This is a genomic window from Isoptericola haloaureus (assembly GCF_036689775.1).
GTDB classification, from domain to species: domain Bacteria; phylum Actinomycetota; class Actinomycetes; order Actinomycetales; family Cellulomonadaceae; genus Isoptericola; species Isoptericola haloaureus.
In genome coordinates this window covers 271,578-297,965 of sequence record NZ_JBAGLP010000117.1, presented here as the reverse complement: position 1 = coordinate 297,965, position 26,388 = coordinate 271,578, and the positions used below count along the sequence as shown (strand labels likewise).

The window sequence follows — 26,388 nt, the reverse complement described above, 5'->3', positions numbered from 1 at the left end:
CGGGCCTCCCGGGTCGCCCGACTCAACGGTAGGACGCCACCCAGCCGCTCGCGCCCCCGGGCACAGGCCGCGGCACGGATACGACGGATGTCGTATGGGCAGCCCGCACCCGCCGTCGAAGGCTGGGAGGCACGGGTCGGCACCCGGCCGGCCCCCGCTCCCCGGGAGACGCCATGACCGTCCGACTCCGCACGACCCCGCTGCACCGCCTCCGCCGTCGGACCGCGGTGCTCCTCGCCACGTTCCTCGTGGCGACCACCGTGACCACGGCGAACGCGACCACGGACGACGGCGCCCCGCCACCGATCGCCGTCGAGGTGCTCGCCGGCCACGCCGGGTTCCCGGACGACGTCGGCGTGACCTTCACGCGCAAGCTGTCCGGAGAACGTCGCGAGGTGATCCGCGTCCGGGACGCCGGGCACCTCGTGGTCGCGCGGATCACCGTGCAGCCCGGGGCGCGCTTCCCCTGGCACACCCACCCCGGCCCCGTCGTGGTGTCCGTCGTCGAGGGGGATCTCGTCTACCAGCAGGCGTCGGACTGTAACGAGCGCGGCTACACGACCGGTGACGCGTTCCTCGACCCCGGCAACAAGGTCCACACCGCGTGGAACCCCGGGGACGCGCCGACCGTGCTCGTGGCTACGTTCTCCGGGGTGCCGGACGGCGGACAGGTCACGCTGCCGACCCCGGAGCAGCCGACGTCCTGCGACCGGACGGTGGCGAACGACCGTCGCGTCGAGCCGGTCGGCAGGGACCGCGTCCCCGGGAGGACCCCGCACACCGGCGAGGTCCCGGGCTGGTCCAGCGTGCGCTGAGGGCGGGTCAGACGATCACCCAGGCCATCGCGCCGATGAGCACCAGGCACACCGCGGCGACCGGCAGCGCCTGGCGCAGCACCTGGCCCTCGCGGCCGCCGAGACCCACGGTCGCGGCGGCCGCGACGACGTTGTGCGGGCAGATGATGTTGCCGATCGCGGCCCCCGAGCCCTGCGCCCCGAGCAGCGGCACCGGGTCGAGGTCCGCCGCGAGCGCCGTCTGGTCCTGGAACTCGGTGAACAGGATGTTGGACGCCGTGGCGGACCCCGTCATGAAGGTGCCGAGCGCGCCGACGAACGGCGAGAGCACGGGCCACAACGCACCGGCACCGGCGGCGGCGACGGCGAGCTGGGTGGTCATCCCGGACTCGGACATGGTGAACGCGACCGTCACCATCGCCACCAGGGCGACGAACACCGGGACCACCTGGAGCGTGGCGCGGCGGAAGGCGGCACCCATGTCGGCCGGGGCGGCGCGCTGCCACAGGGCGCCGGCGACGAAGGACAGCGCCAGCAGCAGGCCGGGGTGGTACAACGGCTCGATGCTCTCGGAGAAGTGGCCGAACAGCTCCCACCGCCACACCACCGACCGGGCGGTGTCCTGGACGGGCCCGATCAGCCGCGTGACGAGCACGAGGACGACGAGCACCAGGTAGGGCGCGGTCGCGGCGAGGAAGCTCATCGGCGGGGCGTGCTCCTCGGCGGCGGCCTCGACGACGGTCTCCTCGGCGTCCTCCTCGGCCTGCAGCGCGCCGACCGCCGCGGCCCGGGACACGTGGGACCGTCGTCGGATCACCCACCGCACCACCAGCACGAAGACGATCGCCCCGCCGATCGCCCCGACCAGGGACGGCAGCTCGGGCCCCACGAACCGTGCGATGAGGAGGTTCGGGGCGAAGAACGCGACGTAGGCGACCGCCATCCACGTCCACGGCGGACCCGCGGCGGGCAGCAGGGTGCCGACGAGACGCGCGACGACGAACGCGAGCACCAGCCCCGCGACGGCCATGTACGGGGCCACCGCCCAGGAGAGCTCGCGGGGCGCGTAGTCGACGATGGCCAGCTGGGCGAGCGTGGGGGTGCCGACGGCGGCGAACGGCACCGCGGAGGCGTGGCCGACCATGGCGCCGACGACGGCGGTGACCGGCTTGAACCCGGCGGCCACGAGGAACGGGGCCGCGAGCGCCACCGGGGTGCCGAACCCGGCGGCGCCCTCGATGAGCAGGCAGAAGAACCAGACGATGAGCAGCGCCGCGACCCGCGGGTCGGGCGTGATGCGGGCCAGTCCGGCCTCGAGGGCCTTGGTGGCGCCGGTGCGCTGCTGCAGGTGGTGGATGCCGAGCGCCGGGCCGATGATCAGCATCACCGTCAGGGCCACCCAGGCCGCGGTGGCGAGCACCCCGACGATCCCCTCGACGGGCCCGAACGGGAAGCCCGTGCCGCCGAAGTCGAAGGCGGTGAGCGCGAGCACCATCGCGCCGACGGCCGCGGTGGCTCCCGCCGCGGCCGCGGACCACCTGACCGCGACCATGAGCACGAGGATCGCGACGATCGGGAGCGCCGCGAGCGCGGTCAGCACGGGACCGCCGGCCGGATGATCAGGGTGCGCGCCCAGGTCATGGTGACCACCCTGTCACGTCGGGTCCGGTTCGACCTCCGCCAGCAGGGCGGCGCGCCGGTCGGCGGGCAGGACGGCGGAGCGGATCGAGTTGGCCGCGAGGCGCGCCCGCTGCTCCGGCGTCATCCCCAGGGAGTCGGTCAGGGCCGCGAGGTTGTCGTCGAGGTAGCCGCCGAAGTACGCGGGGTCGTCGGAGTGGACCGACACGTTGAGCCCCCGGTCGAGCATGTCGAGCACCGGGTGGTCCTCCAGCCGGTCGACGCCGCGCAGCGCCACGTTCGACAGCGGGCACACGGTCAGCGGCACCTGCTCGGCGACCAGCCGCTCGACCAGGGCGTCGTCCTCCAGCGAGCGGACGCCGTGGTCGATCCGGTCCACGCCGAGCACGTCCAGGGCCTCGACGACGTACGCCGGCGGCCCCTCCTCCCCGGCGTGCGCGATGAGGTGCAGACCCTCGGCGCGTGCCCGGTCGTACAGGCGGACGAAGTCCGACGGCGGGTGGCCGGCCTCGGCGGAGTCCAGCCCGATGCCGGTGATCGGGGCGTGCATGCCGAGCAGGTGGTGGAGCACGTCGAGGGCCTCGCCCTCGGGGCGGTCGCGCAGGAACGCGGCGAAGAGCGCCGTCGAGACCCCGTGGTCGCGCTCGCTGGTGGACAGCGCGTCGTCGACGCCCTCCATGACGGCCTCGAGCGGCACCCCGCGGACCAGGTGCGCCTGCGGGTCGATCATCACCTCGGCGTGCCGCACCCCGGCCCGGGCGGCACGGGCCAGGTAGGCACGGGTCATGTCCGCGAAGTCCTCGGGCGTGCGCAGCACGGCCATGTTCGCGTAGTACAGGTCCAGGAAGGACTGCAGGTCGCTGAACGCGTAGGCGCGGCGCAGCGCGTCGACGTCCGCGAAGGGGAGCGTGACGGCGTTGCGCTCGGCCAGCTCCAGGACGAGCTCGGGTTCGAGGGTCCCCTCGAGGTGCAGGTGCAGCTCGGCGAACGGCAGCGTGGAGGTCATGGTCCGATCCTCGCCGCCGCGGCCCCGATGCACCAGGGCCCGGCCCCGACGCAGGGCCCGGCCCCTCCCCCTCAGCCCGTGGTGTCGAGCTCGCGCACGCGCAGGTCCCGCCACCGGCAGCGCGCGCCGGGACCCCAGCGCGACGCGCCGAAGAGCGGGTCGTTGTCGTGCACCTCGAGCGCGAGACGACCACGGGGGCCGAGCAGCCCGAGCACGTCGTCCGGGACGTAGTCCTCGGCGAGACGCGTCGAGGTGTCGACCTCGGCGATCTTCACGCCGTCGACCCAGGTCGTGATGGTCGGCAGGGCACCGACGCACCGGATCCGCAGCTCGTTCCAGTCGTCCCAGCGCCACACCTCGAGCAGCTCGTCCACGTCCGCCGCGTAGGTGAGCCGCTCCCGCTTGGCGGGGGTCACGGGCTCCGTCGAGGTGGCGGGGTCGTCGGCGCGCAGCCCGACGGGGCGTCCGGCGTCGTCCAGCACGGCGTCGACGGCGAACGGCACCGCCGAGAAGCTCGCCAGACCGTTGCCGAAGAAGCCACCGATGCCACCGGACGGACGGTGGTCCAGCAGCACCTGGAACCCTTCCCAGCTGTCCGGGCGACGGCGGAGCATCACCCCCGTGTCCGCGGGCCAGTCGGGGCGCACGTCGACGACCAGCTCGATGTCCCCGAAGGACTCGTCGGAGACCAGGTAGCCGCCGTACCCGGGCGTCGCCTGCTCGCCGACCACGGACCCGTCGTCGTCCACGAACCAGCGGGCGGGGTGCTTCTCCGGCTCCGGGAGCGGGGTGTGCCCGGCCGCCGCGAGCACGTCGCCGACCAGCGGGCCACCCGGACGGATGCGGCCCGCCACGCGGGGCGCCGCGTGCCAGCCCGCGAGGGTCGACCCGTCGAAGAGGGGCCGGAACCCGTCGTCGTCGACCGGCCGCGCCCCGCTCACGAGGCCACCGGGTAGTCGACGAAGGCGAACCGCGCGCCGTCGGGCGACCAGCTGTTGACGTTGATCGTGCCCTGGCCGCCGAAGAGGTCGATCCGGCGCACCGGGGCGTCCCAGCCGCCGTCGGCCACGAGGCAGACCTGGACCGGCAGGTCCGGCGGGTGCCCCACCGTTCCCGGCGGGTAGCTCAGGTAGGTCGCGTGCCCGCCCCGCGGCGCGAGGTGCGGGAACCAGTCGACGCGGTCGCCGTGCGTCAGCCGCTCGACGCCCGACCCGTCCGGACGCATCCGGGCGATCTGCGCGTGGCCGGGCGCCTCGGTGAAGATCTCGGTGTTCAGGTACAGCCACTCCCCGTCCGGGGAGTACTCGGGCCCGTCGTCCGGGCGGGCCGACGCCGTGAGCTGCCGGTCGCCGGTGCCGTCGACGCCGACGACGTGGACGTTCGCGGCCGCCCACCAGTCGTCGCCTGCGGGGGTGAGCGCGACGTAGGCGAGCTCGCGGCCGTCCGGGCTGACGCCGTGCAGGAAGTGCATGCGCCCGTCGTCGCGGGTGACCCGCCGTACCGCACCGCCCGCGCGCGGGACGGCGTACAGGTTCCAGTCGTCGGCCGAGGCGTAGACCGTGGCGCCGTCGGGCGACAGCACGTGGTCGTTGTTCACGTCGGGCAGGCCGGGCGTGTCGAGCGGCACGGCGTGCCCGCCGTCGGCGGGCAGCTCCCAGAGCCGCCCGGCGCCGTTGAGGACGAGCGCGCCGTCCGGGTGCCAGTTCGGCGCCTCCAGGAGCAGCTCGTCGCTCTCCCAGACAGTGCGCACCGCGCCGTCGAGGTCGGCGACCCGGACGCGGCACCGCTGGCCGGCGGCCAGGGTGCGGGGCGGCGGCGAGGCCGGGAACGTCGTCATACCGTCACCGCCTCGGCGGGCGTCGCGTCCGCGGGCAGCAGGTCGGCGGCGGCCACGGTGCTCGTGATCTCGACGCTCGACCCGTCCGCCACCGAGCGCTCGGTGGCCAGGAGGACCTCGAGCACGTGCAGGGCCAGCTCCCCGGACGCCCGGTGGGGCGTCCCGTCGTGCAGCGACCGGGCGATGTCGACGACGCCGGCCCCGCGGCCGTCCACGGCGGCCCCGCGCGGCTCGAGGGGTTCCTCGCTGCCGTCGAAGGCGACCAGGGAGGTCGTCCCGGTGAACTGGTTCGGGTCGACGAGGCGGACCCCGCCCTCGGTGCCGGCGACCTCGAGGACCATCCGCTGCACCGGGGCGTCGAACGAGAACACCGCGTCGGCGACCGAGCCGTCGGCGAACTCGTACAGCGCCGTCACGTGCGTCGGCACCTCGACGTCGAACTCCGTGCCCGCGCGCGGACCGGTCTCGACGCGCCGCCGGCGGCGGGTCGTGACGCCGCGGGCGGTCACCCGGCGGACCGGGCCGAAGACCTGGACGAGCGCCGTCACGTGGTACGGGCCGACATCCAGCACGGGTCCGCCGCCCTCGGCGAAGAGGAACTCCGGGGACGGGTGCCAGATGTCCGGCCCGCCGTACTGGAAGGCGCAGGAGGCCGACCGGGGCCGACCGACGCGGCCGTCGCGGATGGCGGCGAGACCGGTCTGCAGCCCGGTGCCGAGGAACGTGTCCGGTGCGACGCCGACGCGCCGGTCCGCGGTCTCCGCGGCGGACAGGACGGCCCGGGCGTCCTCGAGCGTGGTCGCGAGCGGCTTCTCGGACCACACGTGGCGGCCGCTCTCGAGCGCCGCCACGCTCACCTCGGCGTGCGCCTGCGGCACGGTGAGGTTCACGACGAGGTCGACGGTGGAGTCGGCCAGGAGGTCGTCGTACGTGCCCCAGGCCGGGACGTCGAACTCCTGGGCCCGTGCACGGGCCCGCTCGGGGTCGCGGTCGGCGACGAACCGGACGTCGACGCCCGGGGCCCCCGAGAGGGTCTGCAGGTACTGCTCGCTGATGACGCCTGCTCCGACGACACCGACACCGGTCACCGGCTCGGTCATGGGCTGCTCCTCGTGCTGGGGCCCGCGGACTCGTCCGCGCGCCGCTGGGTCGGACTGGTGCGGGCACATTAGCACGTGCTAAGGATTCCTGGCACGTGACAGAATGGCGCGGTGACGACAGGCGGGGACGAGGGGCAGCACGGCCGGGACGTGACGCGCCCGCCCACGATGCGCGACGTCGCCGACCACCTGGGCGTGTCCCGCCAGCTCGTCTCGCTCGTGATGCGGAACGCCCCCGGACCCAGCGACGAGTCGCGCCGACGGATCCTCGCCGCGGCGCGCGAGCTCGGGTACCGCCCGAACGCCTCCGCCCGGCTCCTGCGCCAGCACCGCACCCGCCTCCTCGGCACGATGTTCACGATGCGCAACCCCTTCCAGGTGCGCTTCGTGGAGCAGCTCGCGGCGCGGGCGGCCGAGCAGGGGTACGGCCTCACGCTCGGGCCGATCACCGCGGACGAGGCCACGGACGACGTGGTGGCCCAGCTGATGGAGGAACGCGTCGAGGCGGTCGTCGCCTTCAACCCGGGCCCGGACTCCGCGTCGCTCGCCGAGGCCGGCGAGCGGGTACCCGTCGTCTGGCTGGGCGAGTGGGTGGAGGGACGCCCGGTCGACAACGTCCACGTCGACGAGGTCGAGGGGCTGCGGCTGGCGGTGGAGCACCTGACCGGCCTGGGCCACCGCGACATCGCCTACGTCGGCGAGACCGGGACCCGGCTGGGGCGGCACCGCGCGGCGGCGTACCGGGCGGCCATGGCCGGGGCCGGGCTGGCCGACCACGCCGAGGTCGTGCCCGGAGGGTTCGGGGAGGAGGACGGCGCCACGGCCGCACGAGAGATCGTCGCGCGGACCGAGCGCCCGACGGCCGTGGTGTGCTGCGGCGACCAGTGCGCCGCCGGCGTCCTGGCCGTCCTCGCCCGCTCCGGCGTGGCGGTCCCCGGCGAGATCTCCGTCGTCGGCTTCGACGACAGCTATCTGGCGTCGCTCTCCTACCATCGCCTGACCTCCGTGCACCAGGACGTGGGCGCCACGGTCGAGGCCGCGCTCTCGACGGCGCTGGCCCGGATCGGCGGCGACGACGGACCGCCGCGCACCGTCGCCACCCCGACCACGCTGGTGGTCCGCGACTCGACAGGACCGGCGCCGGCCGGGCGCTGAGGCACGGCGGTGCCCCGCGCACGACGCACGGGGCACCGGACCACCGGGCCGGCGCTCAGCGCACCCCGCGGATCGGGATGACGACGAGCGCGCCGACGAGGGCGACGAACCCCGCACCCCACAGCAGCGCCGGGTAGTTGTCCCCGCCGCCCAGCCCCAGCAGGACGACCCCCACGGCCGGGGCGAGGGACTGCGGCAGGGAGTTGGCGATGTTGATGACGCCCAGGTCCTTGCCGGGGTTGCGCGCGTCGGGCAGCACGTCCACAACCAGGGCCGTGTCCACCGCGGTGTAGATGCCGTACGCCAGCCCCATGACCACCTCCGCGAGGTAGAACGCACCCACGCTGTCGGCGAAGACGAGCATGACCAGACCGACGCCGAACATCAGCGTCGAACCGGCGACGAAGACCTTGCGACGCTCGACCTTGTCGGAGAGCCAGCCCGAGACCATGGCGCCGGCGAACAGGGCGATCGTGTAGAAGAGCACACCGTTGGCGACCGCCGCGACGGCGGCGGCGGCGTCCAGACCCAGGTGGTCCTGCATGTAGAGCAGCCGGTACGTGGTGAACAGGAAGGTCGCGAAGGTGATGAGGAACCGGGACCACCAGGCCAGGCCGAAGTCCGGGTGCTTGATCGGGTTGGTCCAGAACGTCCCCGCGATCCGCGCGAGGGAGAACGGGGCCGGCGGGGTGTCCGGGAGCCGGTCCGGCGTGACGAGGACGTAGACGACGACGCAGGCGACACCGAGGAGCCCGGGGACGACGAACAGGACCGGCAGGTTGTTCACGAGCAGGACCGCTCCGTAGATCCCCGCCAGGATCGAGACGTTCTGCGCCAGCGCGAACAGGCTCGAGGCGCGCCCCCGCTGCGCCTCGGGGACGTTGTCGGCGAAGCTCGCGATCAGCGCCGCGGAGGCGGCGTTCGAGGCCAGCTGGCAGACGAGCCAGGCGAGGGTCAGCGTGAGCAGGTCCTGGCTCGCCGCCACCCCGGCGAGCCCGGCGAGCAGCGCGACGATGCCGCCCACCAGCCACGGCTTGCGCCGGCCCCAGCGGGTCCTCGTCGCGTCGCTCAGGGCGCCGAAGACCGGGTTGCCGACGAGGGCGCCCAGGGCGCCGACGGGCAGGGCCACACCGATGACGGACGCGGGGTCCTGCGGGTCCAGCTCCTGCGCCTTGAGCTGCATGCTCACGAAGACCGGCGACAGGATCGCCACGAAGATCCCGAACTGGGCGAGGGCCAGCGCGGCGAGATAGCCGTTGCTCACGGGCGTGGGCCCGGGACCGGCGGACTGGGGCACGGGCAGTTTCGTCGTCGACATCGACGCCTCCTTGAGTCGTGGACGACGCACAGGATGGACCGTCCTTGGCCGTTTGGCTCGTGCTAATCTGTGCGTCGAACATGGACCTTAGCTCGTGCCAACGAGTGTGGCAACGACGACGACCCGGAGCGCGACATGCTGCCTGACCACCTCCCCGCCCCCGAGCTCTACCTGCCCGGCACCGGCGAACCCTCGCTCGGCTGGGGGATCGTGGGGCCGGGGTGGATCGCCGGCGAGTTCGCGACGGCGCTGCGCCAGCACACCGCGCAGCGCGTCGTGGCCGTGGCGTCCCGCTCCGCCGAGCGCGCCGCCGCCTTCGCCGCGACGCACGGGATCGAGCACGCCCTCGGGTCGACCGAGCAGCTCCTCGACCGTCCCGACGTCGACGTGGTCTACATCGCCACCCCGCAGAGCGAGCATCTCGCGCTCGGCCTCGCCGCGATCGCCGCGGGCAAGCACGTCCTCGTGGAGAAGCCCGTCGCCCTGAGCGCCGCCGAGGCACGGACGCTCGCCGACGCGGCGCGCTCCGCGGGCGTCCTGCTCATGGAGGCCCTGTGGAGCCGGTACCTGCCGCAGGCGTCCGTGCTGCGCCGCCTGCTGGCGGACGGGGTGCTCGGGGACGTGCGCGCCGTGCTCGCCGACCACGGGCAGGCGATCACGCCGGACCCCGGGCACCGCCTCTACCGGCCGGAGCTCGGCGGCGGCGCACTGCTCGACCTGGGCATCTACCCGGTGCAGCTCGCCTCGATGGTCTTCGGCACCCCCCGCGGCGTGACGGCCTCCGGCGGCATGACGGCGACCGGCGTGGACGCGTACTCGACCGTGGTGCTCGACCAGGGGCAGGGCGCGCAGGCGACCCTGTACTCCTCGATCCTGACCCGCACGCCCATGACGGCGGTCGTCGCGGGCTCGGAGGCGACGATCACCCTGGACGGCCCGTTCTACGTCCCGACGTCGTTCACCCTGTCGAGCGCCGACCACGCCGGACCCACGCTCACCTGGGAGGACCCGACGGACCTGCGGCTGTTCGACGGGTTGTCGTGGGAGGCTACCGCCCTCGCACAGTTCGTGGGCGACGGCCGGACGGAGTCACCCGTGCACACGCTCGACGAGACCGTCTCGATCCTCGCCACCATCGACGCCGCGCGAGCCCAGCTCGCCGCGGCCTGACCACCGACCTCGCCGACCGACACCAGGAGTACCCCGTGACCGACCTCATCACCACGCTGGAGCGCCAGGAGCACGAGCTCGTCCTCGACGCCTTCGACCACACCGCGGCCTGGCGGCTGGGATCACGGATCACCGAGATCGCCCAGGAGGCCGGGCACGCCGTCGGGATCGACGTCCGGCGCCCGGGCCTGACCCTGTTCCGCGCGACGCTGCCCGGCGTGACCCCCGACCAGGAGGTGTGGATCGAGCGCAAGTCCGCGGTCGTCCTGCGTATGGAGAACAGCAGCGCGCTCGTCGACGCCCGCCTGTCCGCGGCCGGGATCGACCCCGCCGCCGTGGGCTGGCTCGGCGCGGACTACGCCGTCACCGGCGGCTCGTTCCCCGTCCGGGTCCGCGGCGTGGGCGTGGTCGCCGCCGTGACGGCGTCCGGGCTGAGCTCCATGGACGACCACGACCTCGTCGTCGCGGGCCTGCGCGCCCACCTCGCCGAGGAGGGCTGACCGCCGGGCGGGAGGAGCTGCTCAGTCCGTGAACCGGTCCTTGACCACCGCGACGACACGACCGACGTTCACGGTCCAGCCGACACCGAAGACCTGCGGGCCGATGACGTGCTCGGCCTCCGGGTCCCACAGCCGTTCCTTGGCCCGCGCGAAGGTCGGGATCCGGAACTCGTAGGGGACGAACCCGGCCACGGTCCCGTGCCACTCGCGGTCCGCGGGATCCTTCTGCAGCTCCTTGGTGACCGCCGCGACGACGAGCGCGAACATCACCGCCTTGTAGAGCTTCTGGAGCCCGCTCCTGCTCTTCTTCTCGCTGCTCTTCTCGACGTCCATCGTGGACCTCCACCGGTCGGTCTCGTCACCTTCGGCCTCACCACCATCCTGCCGCGCGCCGACCCCGCGGTCCACAGGTGCGCGACGGAGGGACCCGAGTCCCCTGCCGATTCGGGACCAACGGCCCTTCTGCCCCGCACCGCCGCGGCGCATCGTGGAGTCATGCCCTTCACCGACCGCACCCAGGCCGGACGGCGCCTCGCCGAGGCGCTCGCCGGGCTGCGCGACGAGGACGTCGTCGTCCTCGGCCTCCCCCGGGGCGGGGTCCCCGTGGCGTTCGAGGTCGCCGTCGCGCTGGACGCGCCGCTCGACGTCATCGTCGTGCGCAAGCTCGGCGTCCCTTTCCAGCCCGAGCTGGCGATGGGTGCGGTCGGTGAGGGCGACGTGCGCGTGGTGGACGACGAGGTCGTCCGACGCGCCCAGATCACGGCCGAGGAGCTCGCGGGCGCCGAGGCCACCGAGCGCGCAGAGCTCGAGCGACGGCTGTTCCGGATCCGGCGCGACCACCCGTTGGTCCCGATCGAGGGCCGGACGGCCGTCGTCGTGGACGACGGCGTCGCGACCGGGTCGACGGCCCGCACGGCCTGCCTCGTCGCGCGGGAGCGCGGCGCGGCACGTGTCGTCGTCGCCGTCCCCGTGGGGGCCGCCCCGGCGCTCGACGCACTGAAGGAGGTGGCAGATGAGGTGGTCTTCGTGGAGAGCCCCCGCGGCTTCCGCGCCGTGGGCGAGTGGTACGCCGACTTCCGCCAGGTCGACGACGGACAGGTCGTGGAGCTGCTCGACCGGGCGGCGAACCACCCCGGCGACCCGGTCGGGGACCCGGCGGATCCCCCGGCTCCACGGGACGAGGCCGTCGAGATCCGGGCCGGCGCCGTCATGCTGAACGGACAGCTCACCGTCCCGGACCGCCCCGTGGGGCTGGTCGTCTTCGCGCACGGCAGCGGCAGCAGCCGGCACAGCCCGCGCAACCGGCACGTCGCGCAGGTGCTCAACGAGGCGGGACTGGGCACCCTGCTGTTCGACCTGCTCACCGCCCGCGAGGAGTGGGAGCGGCCGATGGTGTTCGACATCCGGCGCATGGCGGCCCGGCTGGTGGACGCGACCTGGTGGCTGCGCACCGCGCAGGGGTGGGACGACTTCCCGATCGGGTACTTCGGAGCGAGCACCGGTGCCGCCGCCGCCCTGCGCGCCGCCGCGCAGCTCGGCCACGACGTCTCCGCCGTCGTCTCCCGCGGGGGCCGGCCCGACCTGGCCGCGGACTGGCTGCACGAGGTCAAGGCGCCGACCCTGCTCCTGGTCGGGAGCGAGGATCCGTGCGTGCTGGACCTCAACCGTCGGGCCCAGCGTCGGCTGCGGTGCGAGAACGAGCTGGCGGTGGTGCCCGGTGCGACGCACCTCTTCGAGGAACCGGGCACGCTGGACCAGGCGGCCGTGCTGGCCCGCGACTGGTTCCTCGGGCACCTGCCCCAGAGCACGACGACGCAGCACGCCGTCCTGCAGACCTGAGCGGGGTGCTGCGTAGGGTGGAGGTCGTCGACGATCGGAGAACCGATGACCTTCAGCCACTCGACCGGCACCCGCGGAGCGCGCAAGCCGGGTCGGCTCGTGCGCTGGTTCAACGGGCTGGCGCTGCGCCGCATCCGACGCCGCGGCGGCCGGGTGCTGGGGATGCGCCTGCTGGCCCTGACGACGGTGGGACGGCGCAGCGGGCAGCCCCGCACCATCCCGCTGGCCTGGTTCCCCGGGGGCGAGGGCCGGTGGTACGTCGTCGCCTCCGCCAACGGCGCGGCCACCAACCCGGCCTGGTACCTCAACCTCGCCGCCCGGCCGGACGACGTCGAGATCGTCGTGGACGGCGAGACCGTCCCGGTGCGCGCCCGCGAGCTGCAGGGCCCCGAGCGGGACGAGGTGTGGGGACGCATCAAGGACTCCGCGTCCCAGTTCGCGACGTACGAACGCGCCACCGACCGGCACATCCCGGTCGTCGAGCTCACGCGGCGCGACACCGCCGGGAGCTGACCCGACGGCGCGGGACTCGCCGCGCGGATTCCTGAGCAGCCTCCTACCGTGGGGAGCCCCCCGAGGAAAGGAGCGAACCATGGCGACCGACCTCACCGACCGCACCGTCCTGGCCGTCGTGACGAACTACGGCGTGGAGCAGGACGAGCTCGTCGTCCCGCTGGAGCACCTGCGCGACAGCGGCGCCGTCGTCACCGTCGCCGCCGCGACCTCCGACGACGTCGCCACGCTCGTGGGCGACAAGGACCCCGGCCGCACGGTCACCCCGGACGTGACGCTCGACGACGTCGACCCGGCCGGCTTCGACCTGCTGCTCGTGCCCGGCGGCACCCTCAACGCCGACACGCTGCGGCTGCAGCCCGCCGCGACCGAGATCGTGCGGTCCTTCACCCGGTCCGGTCGGCCCGTCGCGGCGATCTGCCACGGACCGTGGCTGCTCGTCGAGGCCGGCGTCGTCCCCGGCAAGACCGCGACGTCGTACCCGTCTCTCGAGACGGACCTGCGCAACGCCGGCGCCTCCTGGAAGGACGCCCCCGTGATCGTGGACCCGGCCGAGGGCTGGACGCTCATCACCTCCCGCACCCCCGACGACCTGGACGACTTCCTCGATGCCGTCGACGCCGCGCTCGCCGAGCGCTGACCTGAGCCTGCCGCCCGTCGGGTTCGGCACCGCCTCCCTGCGCGGCGAGCACGGCGTGCGCACGGTCGCCGCCGCGCTGGACGCCGGCTACCGGCTGCTGGACTCCGCGTTCAACTACGAGAACGAGGGGGCGGTCGGCGCCGCCGTCCGGGCCTCCGGGGTCCCCCGCGACGAGGTGATCGTCACCTCCAAGCTGCCCGGGCGGCACCACGCCCACGACGCGGCCGTCGCCACGATCGAGGAGAGCGTCTACCGCACGGGCCTGGACCACCTCGACCTGTACCTGATCCACTGGCCGAACCCGTCGCAGGACCGGTACGTCGAGGCCTGGGGGGCGCTGATCGAGGCATGCGAGCGCGGCCTCGTGCGCCACATCGGGGTGTCGAACTTCCTGCCCGAGCACGTCGACCGCCTCGTGGCCGAGACGGGGGTGACGCCGGCGGTGAACCAGGTCGAGCTGCACCCCTACTTCCCCCAGGCCGAGCAGCGCGCCGCCGACGCCGCTCGCGGGATCGTCACCGAGGCGTGGAGCCCGCTCGGGCGCGCCAACAGCCTGCTGGACGAGCCGGTGCTGACCCGGATCGCCGCGGACCGCGGCGTGACCGTGGCGCAGGTGATCCTGGCCTGGCACGTCGGGCTCGGCGTACTGCCCCTGCCCAAGGCGACCTCGCCGGACCGGCAGCGCCAGAACCTCGAGGCCGCCGACCTGGAGCTCTCCGCCGAGGAGATGGCGGCCGTCGCGGGGCTCGCCCGCGCTGACGGCCGGAACAACGACCAGGACCCGGCCGTGTACGAGGAGTACTGAGCGAGGGTCCGGGGAACGAGGGGCCGGTGATCGGGCGGGTCACTCCTCCGCGGCGGGCCGCAGCATGCCGACCGGTGCGTCGGCGTCGTCCGCGACCGGGCCCTGGGCGCGGAAGCCGAACCGCTCGTAGAGACGCTGGTTGCCGGGACCGGTGGCCTCCAGGTACGCAGGTCGGGCCTGCGCGTCGACGACGCCCAGCCGGTGCGCGATCAGGGCAGAGCCCACGCCGCGGCCACGGGCCGCGGGACTCAAGGCGAGGTCCGCCAGGTACCAGTGCGCCGTCGCCGGGCGCTGCCGCGCCCAGCGGGCCAGGCGGGACCTCACCGCGGGCAGGTGCCGCAGCCCGAGCGCCCGCAGGTAGCGCGGGAGCTCCCGCAGCTCGGTCGGCAGGTGACGCCGTCGCTCCGGCCCCTCCCACGCGGCTACTCCGAGGATCGGTCCGCCGGGACCGGCGCGGGCGACGTCGACGGTCCCGGACACGCAGGCACCCGTGCGCAGCGCCGCGGTGTAGACGTCGGTCAGGCGTGCGACCCGGTCGTGGTCGCCCGGGACGATCCGGCGCACGACGGCGTCGTCCCGGAACGACTCGGCGATCAGCCGGGCACCGGCCTCGATCTCGGCCTCACCGGCGGGTTCGACGAGCACGGTCATGAGCGGGAGTCTGCCAGCACCCGGTCACGGCACGTCGACCCTCCCCTCGCGGACCGCGCGGGCCAGCCGGGGCGGGACCTGCACGGTCCGACCGCCGGCGTCGACCGGCACCAGGGCGGGTGCGGTCGTCTTCCACTGCGCCCGGCGGCTGCGGGTGCGTGACCGGGACGTCTTGCGCTTCGGGACGGCCATGATGTCCTCCTCAGCCCTGGCGGGCCTTGAACTTCGGGTAGAGCCGGTTGATGACGTAGGTGCGCCCGCGGCGGCGCACGACCTTGGATCCCGGCTGGTTCTTCAGGGACCGCAGGGAGGAACGGACCTTCATCGGGAGTCTGCCTTTCCGTAGCGTCGGCGGAACGTCGAGACCCGGCCGGCGGTGTCGACGACGCGGGCGCTGCCGGTCCAGAACGGGTGGCTCGCGCTGGAGATCTCGACGTCGACCACCGGGTAGGTGTTGCCGTCGGTGGGGTGGATGTCCTTCTTCACGGCGGTGATCACCAGCTCGACTTGGTCACGCCGGGCAGCTCGCCGCGGTGCGCCATCTGGCGCAGCCGGATGCGGGAGAGCCCGAACCTGCGGTGGTAGGCGCGCGGACGGCCGTCCACGACGTCGCGGTTGCGCAGCCGGGTGCGGCTGGCGTCGCGCGGCTGACGGCGCAGCTCCATCGTCGCCACGGCACGCTCGGCGTCGGTGGACGACGGCGAGGCGATGACGCGCTGGAGCTCGGCGCGCCGCTCGGCGTACTTCTCGACCGTCTCGCGACGGCGGGCCTCCGCGGCGATCTTCGACTTCTTGGCCATCAGCGGGTCTCCTTGAACTCGACGTGGCGGCGGACGACGGGGTCGTACTTGCGCAGCACGAGCCGGTCGGGGGTCGTGCGGCGGTTCTTGCGGGTCACGTAGGTGAACCCCGTGCCGGCCGTGGAGCGCAGCGTGACGATGGGTCGCAGGTCGGTGCGCTGGGCCATCAGACCTTCTCCCCTCGGGCGAGGATGTCGGCGACGACCGCGTCGATGCCGCGGCGGTCGATGGTCTTGATGCCGCGGGCGCTGACCCGCAGCGTGACCTTCCGCCCCAGGGACGGCACCCAGTAGCGCTTGGTCTGGATGTTCGGGTCGAACCGTCGCTTCGTCCGCACGTGGGAGTGCGAGACGGAGTGCCCGAAGCCCGGCGAGGTGCCGTGCACCTGACAGTGGGCGGACATGTGGATCTCCTCTCAGGACGTGCCGGCGCGCTGGACAGCCACGCGGCGTGGGCTACAGTGAACCACTGCTGATAATGATTCTCAATCTAGGAAGATTCCCATGCCGGACCTCCACACCTCGCTCAGCGTCCTCGTCGGCGTCGACCCCGTGCTGCGGGACAGCGCCCTGACCGGGCTCGCCTTCGACGCCCCGAGCACCGTCACGGTCAAGCACGACCTGCTGATCGCCGAGAGCGCCCTGCGCCGTGTCGTCGTGGACGTGACCGGCGTCGTCGAGGACGAGACGCTCCCCCTGGAGCACGCCTGCGTCTCGTGCTGCGTGCGGGAGGACGCGGTCCCCACGATCGCCCGGCTGGCCGCGACCGGCCGCTGGACCGACGTCGTGCTCGCCCTGCCCGTGACGGCCGAGCCGCTGCCGATCACCCGCGGCCTGGCGGCGATGTGCGAGCCCGGCGGCGAGCTCGAGAACCTGCGCCTGGCCAGCAGCGGCGTCGTGGTCGACCTCGCCTCCGTCGAGGACGACCTGCTCGGCGACGACTGGTGCGCCGAGCGCGGCCTGGCCCTGACCGACGACGACGAGCGCGGCGTCGGCGAGGCCCTGGCCACCCAGCTCGAGCAGGCCGACGTCGTGGTCACCAGCGGCACCGACGCCACCGGCTCGGGGCTCGTCGACCGCCTGCGCGGCGCCGACTCGCGGCGCGTCGACGGGCTGCACGCCCTCGTCGTGGACCAGCTCGCGGCGTTCCGGCACCGCAGCGAGACCGCCGAGCGCCGCGCCCACCCGCTGGGTGCCCGCGGCGCGCTCGCCCCCGGTCGCGGCCCGGCCGGGGGCACCGACGTCGACCGGAGCTGGAGCCTCGAGCTCACCTCGTCCCGGCCGTTCCACCCCGAGCGGCTCCTGGACCAGGTCGAGGAGCTCGGCACCGGACGCCTGCGCTCGCGCGGCGCCTTCTCCGTGGCCAACCGGCCGGACTCGCTGTGCCTGTGGGACGGCGCGGGCGGCCAGCTGTGCATCGCGGACCTCGGCACGTGGGACGAGGTCGCGGCGGGCGCCGCCCCGCACACCCGGATCGTCGTGGTCGGCGCCGGCACCGTGGACGAGGGCGAGGCCCTGCGCGCGCGGCTGACCGCGGCGTTCCAGGCGGCCCTGGCCGCCTCGGACGAGATCGCCGACGGCGGGCTCGCATGGCTGGGCAGCGAGGACGCGCTGGCCCCGTGGCTCGGTCAGCGCGCGGCGTAGCCCGGGATCACTCGGCCGGGGTCGCCGCCGGGACCGGACCCGGCACGGTCGCCCAGACGTGCTTCGCGGTCTCGGTGGTGTACCACCCCACGGCGAGCGAGAGACGCCGGGCGATCCGCAGACCCAGGCCCCCGTGCCCCGGGTCCCGGTCGCCGGCGGGCACGGGCGGGGAGGACACGTCGTGGTCGGCCACGTCGAGCAGCCAGTCGCCGTCGGTGCCGTGCATCAGCCGGACCACCGTCGGAGGCAGACCGTGCCGCACGGCATTGGTCGCCAGCTCCGAGACGATCAGCACGAGCTTCTCCGTCGTGGCAGCCAGGTCGCCCGAGCCGTCAGCACCCAGCCGCGCCTGGAGGTCGGCCCGCAGACCGGCGACCTCCTCGACCTCGCTCAGCGTCCAGCGGGCCACCTCGTCGAACTGGGCGGGCGGGGGCGTGTTCGGCAGCTCGTCGTCCTGTCGTACGGTCACGGCAGTCCCTTCTCGCGTGCTCCAGCATGGTGGGCCGTCCGCCGCGACGGCGGCGGGTCTAGCCGGCGATCGGAGGGATCGGCGCGGGTCCTGGCGCCGGTCCGCCCGACGGGTCGGGCGGCGGCAGCTCGTCGACGAGGTCGACCAGCTCCATCGCACCGCTCAGCTCGAGCAGGTCGCGGACGCCGTCCGGGGTCCCGACGAGCACGGGTCGCCTCTCGGGGGTGACCTCCATGAGGATCAGGTGCAGCCCCGAGGAGTCCATGAACGTCACGCGGGTCAGGTCCACCGTCTTGGGCCGGCCGTCGAGCGTGGCCGCGAGCTGATCCCGCACGGCATGCGTGACACTGAAGTCGATGTCGCCCCACATCACCCAGAGAGCGCCCTGGCGTGCGACGCGAACCCCTCCGGTCGTTCCTTCCGGCGCCATGCTGACCACTCCCCCCGTCTCCCGGCGGACGACCGCACCACCCCCGCATGCGCGAGGTACCGATGCGTACGGCACGCCCGACCCGGTGTCCGGAAGTCTCCCACGGAACGCGTCGGATCTCCGGACGAACGGAGAACCGGCCGGACGGCAGGGCGCCGCGTCGGCTCACCCGGCGGGCGTCAGCAGCAGGACCTCCGTCGCGCCGAACACCGCGGCCAGCCGACGCTCCCCCGCCGGGAGCAGCGCGGACGCCTCGGCGACGGGTACGACGCGAGGGTCTGTCACCTCCAGGGTCCGGCCCTGGACCGTGACCTGGGCGCCGCCGGCCGCGAGGACGTTGCGCACCCAGTCCGTCGTCGGGCCGTAGGGCAGCAGGGTGACCAGGACGCCGTCGCCGACCTCCACACCGATCGGCGTCGCGTAGGACCGCCCGGAGCGGCGGCCGACGTGCCGGATCACCGCCGCGGACCCCCCGGGACGACCGGCCGTGGCCAGCACGCGCGGGTTGGTGAACCGCTTGTTGACGCGCCGGACGAGGCGCAGACCCGGCTGCCACTTGGCGCGCATCGAGACGACGAGGCCGACGACGGCGGCCAGCGCCAGGGCCAGCAGGCCCCCGACGAGGCCGGCGATCCAGTGCCACATGGAGGTCCTCACCTTCCGGGGCACGCGCCCCTTACTGTGTAAGGTAGCGCCGTCGGACCCCGCGCACAACACCTCGGCAGCACTAGCCCGCAGCGTCGCGACCGCCGGCGGCACGGCGCTCGCGGGCGGCCTGACGGTCGGCGGGCAGGAACACCGCCAGCACCGCGATCAGGACGCCGGAGACCGCGACCACGACGAACACCAGGCGGATCGCGTCCATGAGGTCGGGCCCGGACGGGGTGCCGTCGGGACCCACCGTCGCGACGGAGTTGACGATCGCGCCGCAGACGGCGACGCCGAGCGCCGAGCCCAGGGACCGGGCGAAGATGTTCACCCCGGTGACCGCCCCGCGGATGCCGTGGTCCACCGACGACTGCGCGGCGATGAGCGTCGGCACCGCCGTCAGCCCCATGCCGGTACCGACGAGGAACGTCGTGCCCATCACCGCCACCAACGGCGAGTCGGCACCCAGCAGCAGCGTCGACGCCGTGCCGAGGACCACCAGCGCCGAGCCGATCATCGCGGTGAGCCGGAAGCCGAGACGCAGGTAGAGCCGCCCGGCGTTCGTCGCCGACAGCGGCCAGCCCACCATCATCGCCGCGAGCGCGAAGCCCGCCAGCAGCGGCCCGAACCCGAGCACCCCCTGGGCGTAGATCGGCACGTAGGTGACCAGCCCCAGGACCACCATGCCCACCACCAGCGAGATCGCCGTGGCCACACCGATCACCCGGCGCCGCAGCAGCCGCAGGTCCAGGATCGGGTGGGCGACGCGCCGCACGTGCCGGGCGAAGACCGCCAGCAGGACGACGGCGACCGTGAGCACCGCGATCGAGGGCGCCGACAGCCACGCCCAGGAGGTTCCCCCCTCGAGCAGCCCGAGGAGCAGCAGGGCGCTGCCCGCCGTCAGCAGCGCGGCGCCCACGTAGTCCACGGGCTCGCGCCGACCGCCGAGCGGGGACTCGTGGTAGCGGCGGATCAGCATCCAGGCCGCCAGGAGGCACAGCGGGACGTTGATCCAGAAGATCCACCGCCAGGAGAGGAACTCGGAGAACACCCCGCCGAGGGTCGGTCCGACGACGGAGGAGATCGCCCACACCGAGGCCAGGTAGCCCTGCGTCCTGGCGCGCTCCTCGAGCGTGTAGATGTCGGCGGCGATCGTCTGGGAGACCGGCATCACGGCGCCCGCCCCGAGGCCCTGCAGCACCCGCCCCGCCACGAGGGCCCCCATGGACCACGCGGCACCGCAGAGCACCGAGCCCAGGAAGAACAGCCCGACCCCCGCGAGGATCGCCCGCTTGCGTCCGACGATGTCCGACAGCCGGCCCGCCAACGGGGTGCTGACCGCCTGGGCCAGCAGGTAGGACGAGAAGAGCCACGGCACCTGCTCGAACGCCCCGAGCTCCCGGGCGATCGTGGCCGACGCCGTGGCGATGATCGTCGCGTCCAGGGCCACCAGGGCCGTGGACAGCATGAGGGACAGCAGGATGGGCCCGCGCTCGGAACGCAGGCCCACGGACGTCGACGTCGGAGGCACGTCAGGCACAAGCCCCGAGCGAGCGGCCGGTATTCCGGGGGCTCGTGACCGGCTCGTCGCCGCCGAGATACCGCAAGGTCGCCGAGGTACCGGCTGGTCGACGCATCAGACGTCGACCGGCCGGTACCTCGGCGACCGACCGGTACCCCGCGCGGTGCGCGGGGTACCGGGATGCTGCGAACGGGTCAGGCGATGGCAGCACGCAGCGCGGCGGCCGCGGCGGCGACGTCGTCCGCGCTGTAGATCGAGCTGCCCGCGACGGCGACCTGGGCACCGGAGTCCTGCACGGCCGCGATCGAGCTCTCCTTGACGCCACCGGCGACGGAGAACGGCACCCCGGCCTCGGCACCGGCGCGCAGCAGGGTCTCCAGGGAGTAGCCCTCCTCGGCCTGCTCGTCCAGACCGGCGTGCATCTCGACGAAGGTCGCACCGAGGGCGACGACCTCGCGGGCGCGGGCCGGCTTGTCGGCGACGCCGATGAGGTCGACGACAACGCCCTTGCCGTGGGTCTCGGCGGCCTGCACGGCACCGGCGATCGTGCTGTCACCGGCGGTGCCCAGCACGGTGACCAGGTCGGCGCCCGCCTTGAAGGCGATCTCGGCCTCGAGCGCACCGGCGTCCATCGTCTTGAGGTCGGCGAACACGGTCTTGTCCGGGTGCGCGTCCTTGACGGCGGTGATGGCGGCGAGACCCTCGCTCTTGATGAGCGGGGTGCCCAGCTCGAGGATGTCGACGTGCGGCGCGGCGGCGGCCGCCCACTCCAGGGCCTGGGAGGTGGTCAGGGTGTCCATGGCGAACTGCAGCTTCATGAGTCGTACCTTTCGACGGTTCGATGGGTGAGGTGTCGTCCCGAGGGCGCGATCAGCCCGCCGCTCACTCGAGGTTGGCGTGCCGCGGCCAGATGTCGGCCGCGCCGAGGCCGGAGCGCTGCCACAGGTCGTGGAACAGCGCGTCCCCGACCAGGGCCACGCCCTGCTCGAACAGGCTCCCGGCGTACTGGGCCGAGGCCGTCCCGGAGTGGTCGGTCTTGGACGCGGCGCCGACGGTCAGGGTGACCGTGGCGAGGCGGCCGAGCGGGGACGAGGCGTTGTTGGTGACGGCGGCCACCCGGGCGCCGGCCCCGCAGGCCGACTCCGCGGCCCGCAGGACACCGGGTGTGCTGCCCGAGCCGCTCACGGCCAGCAGCAGGTCGCCACGACCGATCGCCGGCGTCGTCGTCTCGCCCACGACGAAGGTGGGCTTGCCGAGGTGCATGAGGCGCATGGCCAGGCCGCGCACGGCGATGCCGGAGCGGCCGGCACCGTGCACGAAGACGCGATCCGCCGCGGAGACCGCCTCGGCCAGCTCCTGGAGCCGGTCGGACTGCTCCTGCCGGATGCGGGTGAGGAGCGACTCCACCTCGCCGAGGACGAGGTCGACGGCGGCGGCCGCCGTCGAACGGGTGTCGAGCATGGTTGCGGTGTCGGGCATGCCGCCATCCTGCGTCCGGGCGACGGGCCCTGACATCGCCCCGGGTGGGTGGCCGACCTACCCGTCCGGGCAGGTTCAGGGGTAGCGTGCCGGGGTGGACACCGCCCCGGCACCGACCGACTCCCTGGTGCACGAGTACCGCCGCGCCCTGGCCGAGCAGTCCGACCGGCACGCCGTGCAGCTCGAGTCGATCCTCGCCGTGCTGCGTTCCCGTCGGCTCGACGACGCCACGGCCCGGGCGACCGCCGTCGACGTCGCCTCCGGAGCCCTGGTCACGTTGCGCTCCACCGCCGAGGCCCGGGTCGGCAACCTGCTGGAACCCGTGGTCGGCGCGTTCGCGCTGCTGCGCGACGACCTGCGGCCGCTGATCCGGTTCGGTCAGCTCGACGTCGAGTTCGTCGAACCGCCGCCGACCGGGCGTGCGCTGCCGGAGGTCGTCGCGCACGAGGCCCGTGCCATCGTGCGCAACGCCGTCCTCGGCCTGCTGGACCGCGGGGACGCCCGGCGGGTGCGCATCCACTGGGACTGCGACGGGCGCAACCTGCTCATGGGGATCCGGGACGACGGCTCCGGCGACCGGGACGTCCACGACGACGGCCTGCGGCCCATCGCCGAGCGGGTGAGCGCCCTGCACGGCACGTTCCTCGTCGACGCGACCCGCGGGTGGGGGTCGAACCTGGCGATCACGCTGCCGCTGGACCCACCGACGCCGGAGCTCGGCCTGGACACCGACGTCGCCCTGACCCGCCGCGAGCGCGACGTGCTCGCGCTCGTCGCCGCCGGCCGCCGCAACGGCGAGATCGCCGAGCAGCTGTCGATCAGCGCGAACACCGTGAAGTTCCACGTCGCGAACCTGCTGCGCAAGGTGGGCGCGGCCAACCGGGCGGAGCTGGCGGCGCTGGCGGGCGGTGCGGCCGGGCGGTCCTGACGCACGCGGGGACGACGCCGGTGCCGGGCACCCCGGGGGCTGCGTCGTCGCCGGTGGGTCCCGGGGGGCCCTGGGAGGGCCTCCCGGATCCCGGCGACCGGTTCGTAGCCTCGTGACGAACCCACCACCGACGAGAGGAACGATCATGCGTGGCGTCGTCATGCACACCGCCGGGGACGTCCGGGTCGAGGACCGCGAGGACCCGCAGATCCTCGAGCCCACCGACGCGATCGTCCGGCTGACCGCGACCTGCATCTGCGGGTCGGACCTGTGGCCGTACCGCGGCGTCGAGCCGGCCGACCACCAGGTCATGGGCCACGAGTACGTGGGCGTCGTCGAGGAGACCGGTGCCGCCGTGAAGAACGTCCAGGTCGGCGACTTCGTCGTCGGCTCGTTCGTCATCTCCGACAACACCTGCGAGATCTGCCGGGCCGGCTTCCAGTCCAAGTGCGTGCACGCCGAGTTCGTCGCCCAGACGATCGGCACCCAGGCCGAGAAGGCGCGGATCCCGCACGCCGACGGCACGCTCGTGGCCACGCCCGGCCGGCCGGACGCCGACCTGGTCCCGTCCCTGCTCGCGGCCTCCGACGTGCTCGGCACGGGCTGGTTCGCCGCCGACGGCGCGCAGGCGGGCCCCGGCAAGACCGTCGCCGTGGTCGGCGACGGCGCGGTCGGGCTCATGGCCGTGCTCGCCGCGAAGGAGCTCGGCGCGGAGCGCATCATCGCCATGTCCCGGCACCCCGAGCGTCAGCGGCTCGCCCGCTCGTTCGGGGCCACCGACATCGTCGCCGAGCGCGGCGACGAGGGCGTGGCGCGGATCAAGGAGCTCACCGGTGGCCTCGGTGCCCACTCCGTGGTCGAGGCCGTCGGCACCCAGGAGTCGTTCATGCAGGCCGTCGGGGCCACCCGTGGCGGTGGTCACCTGGGGTACGTCGGCGTGAACTACGACGTGACGATCCCCGGTATCGAGCTCTTCTTCGCCGGCATCCACACGCTCGGCGGCCCGGCTCCCGTCCGCCGCTACCTGCCGGACCTGATCCGGCGCGTCTGGGACCGCGAGATCGACCCGGGCACGGTCTTCGACCTCACGCTCCCGCTGGAGGAGGCCGCCGAGGGCTACCGCGCGATGGACGAGCGGCGCGCCACGAAGGTGCTGCTGACCCTCTGACGGCACGGGGACGGGCGGACGACCCACCCCCCGTCCCCGCCGTCGTCGGCCTACCGTGGGAGGACCATGAGCATCAAGGACGACGTGCGGGAGTTCCTCGTCTCCCGCCGCGGCAACGTCACCCCGCGCCAGGCGGGCCTGCCCGACGGCGGCGGCGAACGTCGCGTCCCCGGGCTGCGGCGGGAGGAGGTGGCCGCCCTCGCCGGGGTGAGCCTGGAGTACTACACGCGGCTGGAGCGCGGGAACATCGGGGGCGCCTCGGAGAGCGTCCTGCGGGCGATCTCCGAGGCGCTGCGGCTCGACGACGTGGAGCGGGCGCACCTGCTCGACCTCGCACGCCGGGCCGGAGCGCCGCGGGCCCGCCGGCCGGAGCCACGGACCGAGCCCGAGGTCAGCACCTCCGTCCAGCGGGTGCTGGACTCCATGGCGGTGCCGGCCGTCGTCGTCGACCCGCGGCAGAACATCGTGGCGGCCAACCTCCTCGGGCGGGCGATGCACGCACCGCACCTCGAGGCCGACCGGCCGAACTTCGCGCGGTTCATCTTCCTGGACCCGCGTGCCCAGGACTTCTACGTCGACTGGGCGCTGGCCCGGAGCGTCAACGCGGCCATGCTGCGCCGCGCCGCCGGACGCGACCCGCTGGACGCCGAGCTGACGGCGCTCGTCGGCGAGCTGTCCACACGCAGCCCGCGGTTCCGGGAGGACTGGGCTCGGCAGGACGTGCACGAGCACCGCACCGGACGGAAGGTCTACCGCCACCCCGAGGTCGGCGAGCTCGACGTCACCTACGACGTCTTCGAGCTGCCCGGCAGCCCCGGGCTCTCCGTGACGAGCTACACGGCGGAGCCCGGGTCGCCGACGGCGGAGCGCTTCGCCCTGCTCGCGTCCCTGGCCGCGTCCCGGACGGACCGGCACCGCCCGGGACAGCCCCGGCCCGGCGTCACCGCGACGGAGTGACGGACGCCGGACCAGCCACGGCCGCGACGGCCGCCGTCCGGCTCGACACGTCCAGGCGGGCGTAGATCTGGTCCAGGTGGGTGCGTACCGTGCCCACCGAGATGCCGAGCGCACCGGCGATGTCCCGGTTGGACAGGCCGGCCGCCACGAGCTGGACGATCTCGGCCTGCCGCTCGGTGAGCACCGGGGTCTCCCGCCCGGAGCTCGCCCCGACGGTGAGCAGCACGTCGCGCAGCGAGGCGAGCAGCAGGCGGCAGATGGTCAGCTCGCGGTCGCCGAAGATCGGGCCGTCGAACCGGGGGCCCACGACCCGTGCGGACCGGCCGTTCCCCAGCGGATAGCCGAAGGAGAGGATGTCGGCGGCCTGGAAGAACTCGCGCTGCGCGGGGTGCTCGGCCCACCGGCGCTGCCCGTAGAAGGACCGGACGCTCTGCACCCCCGGCTGGTTGCGGCGCTCGACGAGGCTGCACGGAAGCCGCCACCACCACTCGTGCACGATCTCCTCGCCGTCCCAGTGGACGTTCTCCGGGCTCGGGGACACGGTGGCCCGGCCCGAGTCGACCTCCTGGACGTACCGGTAGGTGAAGTCGCGGGCGTCCATGACGTGGAACTCGAGGCCGTCGCAGCCCAACGTCCGCTCCAGCCGGCGCAGGATCTCGGACACGACCGTCGACGACGGGGCGTGCCGGTGCACGTCGGCCAGGTCGAGGACGTCGCGGAGCACCGCGAGATCGGTGCCGGAGGGACCGGAACGTGACATGAAGCCTCCCGGAGCGCTCCTTCGAGCGTACGCCGACTCGTCGCCCGAAGATACGGACAATGCCGTATGGCCAGGTCAGGCCGTCGGCGCGGATGCTGGAGGCAGCGGCCGGCGGGTGGGTCCGCCGGCCCCGAGACCTCAGGAGGAGCCGTGCGCACCTCGACATCACACCGCTGGACGGCCACCGCCGTGCCGACCGTCGCCCTCGCGGTCGTCGCGTCGTCCGTGGGGGTCCCGGGCGCCTGGGCCACGCCGGACGACGGCGGACCGACCGTGATCGACGTCGACGTCATCACCCCGCGACCGGGGTTCGGCGGCACGGGCCCGGGCGACGTCGTCGTGCGTCTCGAGGCCGACGACCCGTGGCACCCGGGCACCGAGGAGATCACTCTGACCCTCGTCGAGGGCCGGGACACGACGGCGCCCGTGATCTGGACCGACGGGGCGCCGGGGACCTGTGCAGCCGCCAGGCCCACCGGCTACCGCCCGCCGTGGGAGCACACGCTGGGCAACCCGTGGGGCCGGTTCCCGCAGGACTGACGGCGGAAGGCCCGTGGCCCCCTCCCGTGCGACGGGAGGGGGCCACGGGCTCCACGGCGGCCCGGCCGCCGCCGCTCG

The 26,388-nt window shown here is 74.1% G+C and carries 33 protein-coding genes and 1 pseudogene; 13 read left to right on the top strand and 21 right to left on the bottom strand.

Annotated features, from left to right (window positions below):
- Positions 1–173 precede the first annotated feature (173 nt).
- Positions 174–815: a cupin domain-containing protein gene (locus tag V5O49_RS09590; RefSeq protein ID WP_332902027.1), complete on the top strand. Its 642-nt coding sequence runs from the start codon at positions 174–176 to the stop codon at positions 813–815.
- 7 nt (positions 816–822) lie between these two features.
- Here V5O49_RS09590 and V5O49_RS09585 read toward each other — a convergent pair whose 3' ends face one another.
- The 5 genes from V5O49_RS09585 to V5O49_RS09565 form a co-directional block, all read right to left on the bottom strand.
- Complete coding sequence (locus V5O49_RS09585; protein WP_332902026.1) at positions 823–2,394, bottom strand: L-lactate permease; 1,572 nt, start codon at positions 2,392–2,394, stop codon at positions 823–825.
- 54 nt (positions 2,395–2,448) lie between these two features.
- Positions 2,449–3,438 (bottom strand): adenosine deaminase, encoded by a 990-nt coding sequence (locus V5O49_RS09580; protein WP_332902025.1) that lies wholly within the window; start codon positions 3,436–3,438, stop codon positions 2,449–2,451.
- 71 nt (positions 3,439–3,509) lie between these two features.
- A complete protein-coding gene (locus tag V5O49_RS09575; RefSeq protein WP_332902024.1) occupies positions 3,510–4,379 on the bottom strand; it encodes a 3-keto-disaccharide hydrolase in 870 nt (289 codons plus the stop codon).
- A complete protein-coding gene (locus tag V5O49_RS09570; RefSeq protein WP_332902023.1) occupies positions 4,376–5,275 on the bottom strand; it encodes a TolB family protein in 900 nt (299 codons plus the stop codon). Before V5O49_RS09570 ends, V5O49_RS09575 begins: the two co-directional genes overlap by 4 nt.
- Complete coding sequence (locus V5O49_RS09565; RefSeq protein ID WP_332902022.1) at positions 5,272–6,375, bottom strand: Gfo/Idh/MocA family protein; 1,104 nt, start codon at positions 6,373–6,375, stop codon at positions 5,272–5,274. The genes V5O49_RS09570 and V5O49_RS09565 overlap by 4 nt, the downstream gene beginning before the upstream one ends.
- A gap of 111 nt (positions 6,376–6,486) precedes the next feature.
- On the opposite strand from V5O49_RS09565, the gene V5O49_RS09560 reads away from it, so the two are divergent.
- Entirely contained in the window at positions 6,487–7,530 is a 1,044-nt protein-coding gene (locus V5O49_RS09560) for a LacI family DNA-binding transcriptional regulator (RefSeq protein WP_332902021.1), read from the top strand.
- A gap of 55 nt (positions 7,531–7,585) precedes the next feature.
- Here V5O49_RS09560 and V5O49_RS09555 read toward each other — a convergent pair whose 3' ends face one another.
- The gene (locus tag V5O49_RS09555; protein ID WP_332902020.1) at positions 7,586–8,848 is read right to left on the bottom strand and encodes an MFS transporter; all 1,263 of its coding nucleotides are present in this window, start codon (positions 8,846–8,848) and stop codon (positions 7,586–7,588) included.
- Between the two features lie 135 nt (positions 8,849–8,983).
- Here V5O49_RS09555 and V5O49_RS09550 point away from each other — a divergent pair, with 135 nt between their 5' ends.
- Positions 8,984–10,018, top strand: a complete 1,035-nt coding sequence (locus V5O49_RS09550) for a Gfo/Idh/MocA family protein (protein ID WP_332902019.1) — start codon at positions 8,984–8,986, stop codon at positions 10,016–10,018.
- Between the two features lie 35 nt (positions 10,019–10,053).
- The gene (locus V5O49_RS09545) at positions 10,054–10,518 is read left to right on the top strand and encodes a heme-degrading domain-containing protein (protein WP_332902018.1); all 465 of its coding nucleotides are present in this window, start codon (positions 10,054–10,056) and stop codon (positions 10,516–10,518) included.
- A 21-nt stretch (positions 10,519–10,539) separates the two neighbouring features.
- On the opposite strand, the gene V5O49_RS09540 is transcribed toward V5O49_RS09545, so the two are convergent.
- Complete coding sequence (locus tag V5O49_RS09540) at positions 10,540–10,851, bottom strand: DUF5808 domain-containing protein (RefSeq protein ID WP_332902017.1); 312 nt, start codon at positions 10,849–10,851, stop codon at positions 10,540–10,542.
- Positions 10,852–11,013: 162 nt separating this feature from the next.
- On the opposite strand from V5O49_RS09540, the gene V5O49_RS09535 reads away from it, so the two are divergent.
- From V5O49_RS09535 to V5O49_RS09520, 4 genes are all read left to right on the top strand, one after another.
- The gene (locus V5O49_RS09535) at positions 11,014–12,357 is read left to right on the top strand and encodes a phosphoribosyltransferase family protein (RefSeq protein WP_332902016.1); all 1,344 of its coding nucleotides are present in this window, start codon (positions 11,014–11,016) and stop codon (positions 12,355–12,357) included.
- 45 nt (positions 12,358–12,402) lie between these two features.
- The gene (locus V5O49_RS09530) at positions 12,403–12,870 is read left to right on the top strand and encodes a nitroreductase/quinone reductase family protein (protein WP_332902015.1); all 468 of its coding nucleotides are present in this window, start codon (positions 12,403–12,405) and stop codon (positions 12,868–12,870) included.
- Between the two features lie 79 nt (positions 12,871–12,949).
- Complete coding sequence (locus V5O49_RS09525; protein ID WP_332902014.1) at positions 12,950–13,510, top strand: type 1 glutamine amidotransferase domain-containing protein; 561 nt, start codon at positions 12,950–12,952, stop codon at positions 13,508–13,510.
- Positions 13,479–14,315, top strand: coding sequence for an aldo/keto reductase (locus V5O49_RS09520; protein ID WP_332902013.1), 837 nt, complete (start codon positions 13,479–13,481; stop codon positions 14,313–14,315). Before V5O49_RS09525 ends, V5O49_RS09520 begins: the two co-directional genes overlap by 32 nt.
- Positions 14,316–14,354: 39 nt before the next feature.
- Here the strand turns inward: V5O49_RS09520 and V5O49_RS09515 are convergent, their stop codons facing one another.
- The 7 genes and pseudogenes from V5O49_RS09515 to rpmB all read right to left on the bottom strand — a co-directional run bounded on the left by V5O49_RS09515 (position 14,355) and on the right by rpmB (position 16,169).
- Positions 14,355–14,966, bottom strand: a complete 612-nt coding sequence (locus tag V5O49_RS09515; RefSeq protein WP_332902012.1) for a GNAT family N-acetyltransferase — start codon at positions 14,964–14,966, stop codon at positions 14,355–14,357.
- A gap of 24 nt (positions 14,967–14,990) precedes the next feature.
- Entirely contained in the window at positions 14,991–15,158 is a 168-nt protein-coding gene (gene rpmF / locus V5O49_RS09510) for a 50S ribosomal protein L32 (RefSeq protein ID WP_278235779.1), read from the bottom strand.
- Between the two features lie 10 nt (positions 15,159–15,168).
- On the bottom strand, positions 15,169–15,291 hold the full coding sequence (gene ykgO / locus V5O49_RS09505) for a type B 50S ribosomal protein L36 (RefSeq protein ID WP_332902011.1): 123 nt from the start codon (positions 15,289–15,291) through the stop codon (positions 15,169–15,171).
- Positions 15,288–15,431: pseudogene (gene rpmE / locus V5O49_RS09500) on the bottom strand (50S ribosomal protein L31); the annotation flags it as partial. The pseudogene rpmE and the gene ykgO, both read right to left, overlap by 4 nt.
- Before the next feature lie 29 nt (positions 15,432–15,460).
- Positions 15,461–15,766 (bottom strand): 30S ribosomal protein S14, encoded by a 306-nt coding sequence (gene rpsN / locus V5O49_RS09495; RefSeq protein WP_332902010.1) that lies wholly within the window; start codon positions 15,764–15,766, stop codon positions 15,461–15,463.
- Positions 15,766–15,933: a 50S ribosomal protein L33 gene (gene rpmG / locus V5O49_RS09490; protein WP_332902009.1), complete on the bottom strand. Its 168-nt coding sequence runs from the start codon at positions 15,931–15,933 to the stop codon at positions 15,766–15,768. Before rpmG ends, rpsN begins: the two co-directional genes overlap by 1 nt.
- The gene (gene rpmB / locus V5O49_RS09485; protein WP_278235783.1) at positions 15,933–16,169 is read right to left on the bottom strand and encodes a 50S ribosomal protein L28; all 237 of its coding nucleotides are present in this window, start codon (positions 16,167–16,169) and stop codon (positions 15,933–15,935) included. The genes rpmG and rpmB overlap by 1 nt, the downstream gene beginning before the upstream one ends.
- A gap of 100 nt (positions 16,170–16,269) precedes the next feature.
- Between rpmB and V5O49_RS09480 the strand changes: the two genes are divergently transcribed.
- Positions 16,270–17,409, top strand: a complete 1,140-nt coding sequence (locus tag V5O49_RS09480; RefSeq protein ID WP_332902008.1) for a GTP-binding protein — start codon at positions 16,270–16,272, stop codon at positions 17,407–17,409.
- 7 nt (positions 17,410–17,416) lie between these two features.
- On the opposite strand, the gene V5O49_RS09475 is transcribed toward V5O49_RS09480, so the two are convergent.
- The 6 genes from V5O49_RS09475 to hxlB form a co-directional block, all read right to left on the bottom strand.
- Positions 17,417–17,878 carry an ATP-binding protein gene (locus V5O49_RS09475; protein ID WP_332902007.1) on the bottom strand — a complete coding sequence of 154 codons (462 nt, stop codon included), beginning with the start codon at positions 17,876–17,878 and terminating at the stop codon, positions 17,417–17,419.
- Positions 17,879–17,936: 58 nt separating this feature from the next.
- Positions 17,937–18,248: an STAS domain-containing protein gene (locus V5O49_RS09470; RefSeq protein WP_278235786.1), complete on the bottom strand. Its 312-nt coding sequence runs from the start codon at positions 18,246–18,248 to the stop codon at positions 17,937–17,939.
- Positions 18,249–18,473: 225 nt separating this feature from the next.
- Complete coding sequence (locus tag V5O49_RS09465) at positions 18,474–18,953, bottom strand: nitroreductase family deazaflavin-dependent oxidoreductase (protein ID WP_332902006.1); 480 nt, start codon at positions 18,951–18,953, stop codon at positions 18,474–18,476.
- Between the two features lie 82 nt (positions 18,954–19,035).
- Positions 19,036–20,424, bottom strand: a complete 1,389-nt coding sequence (locus tag V5O49_RS09460; protein WP_405001163.1) for an MDR family MFS transporter — start codon at positions 20,422–20,424, stop codon at positions 19,036–19,038.
- 248 nt (positions 20,425–20,672) lie between these two features.
- On the bottom strand, positions 20,673–21,296 hold the full coding sequence (hxlA, locus tag V5O49_RS09455) for a 3-hexulose-6-phosphate synthase (protein WP_332902004.1): 624 nt from the start codon (positions 21,294–21,296) through the stop codon (positions 20,673–20,675).
- Positions 21,297–21,360: 64 nt separating this feature from the next.
- Positions 21,361–21,957, bottom strand: a complete 597-nt coding sequence (gene hxlB, locus V5O49_RS09450) for a 6-phospho-3-hexuloisomerase (RefSeq protein ID WP_332902003.1) — start codon at positions 21,955–21,957, stop codon at positions 21,361–21,363.
- 94 nt (positions 21,958–22,051) lie between these two features.
- Between hxlB and V5O49_RS09445 the strand changes: the two genes are divergently transcribed.
- The 3 genes from V5O49_RS09445 to V5O49_RS09435 all read left to right on the top strand — a co-directional run bounded on the left by V5O49_RS09445 (position 22,052) and on the right by V5O49_RS09435 (position 25,010).
- Complete coding sequence (locus V5O49_RS09445) at positions 22,052–22,885, top strand: helix-turn-helix transcriptional regulator (RefSeq protein ID WP_332902002.1); 834 nt, start codon at positions 22,052–22,054, stop codon at positions 22,883–22,885.
- 145 nt (positions 22,886–23,030) lie between these two features.
- A complete protein-coding gene (locus V5O49_RS09440; protein ID WP_332902001.1) occupies positions 23,031–24,053 on the top strand; it encodes a zinc-dependent alcohol dehydrogenase family protein in 1,023 nt (340 codons plus the stop codon).
- A gap of 66 nt (positions 24,054–24,119) precedes the next feature.
- Positions 24,120–25,010, top strand: a complete 891-nt coding sequence (locus V5O49_RS09435; protein WP_332902000.1) for a helix-turn-helix transcriptional regulator — start codon at positions 24,120–24,122, stop codon at positions 25,008–25,010.
- Here the strand turns inward: V5O49_RS09435 and V5O49_RS09430 are convergent.
- The gene (locus V5O49_RS09430; RefSeq protein WP_332901999.1) at positions 24,994–25,770 is read right to left on the bottom strand and encodes a helix-turn-helix transcriptional regulator; all 777 of its coding nucleotides are present in this window, start codon (positions 25,768–25,770) and stop codon (positions 24,994–24,996) included. The genes V5O49_RS09435 and V5O49_RS09430 overlap by 17 nt on opposite strands.
- A 150-nt stretch (positions 25,771–25,920) precedes the next feature.
- On the opposite strand from V5O49_RS09430, the gene V5O49_RS09425 reads away from it, so the two are divergent.
- Positions 25,921–26,310: a hypothetical protein gene (locus V5O49_RS09425; RefSeq protein ID WP_332901998.1), complete on the top strand. Its 390-nt coding sequence runs from the start codon at positions 25,921–25,923 to the stop codon at positions 26,308–26,310.
- Positions 26,311–26,388 lie beyond the last annotated feature (78 nt).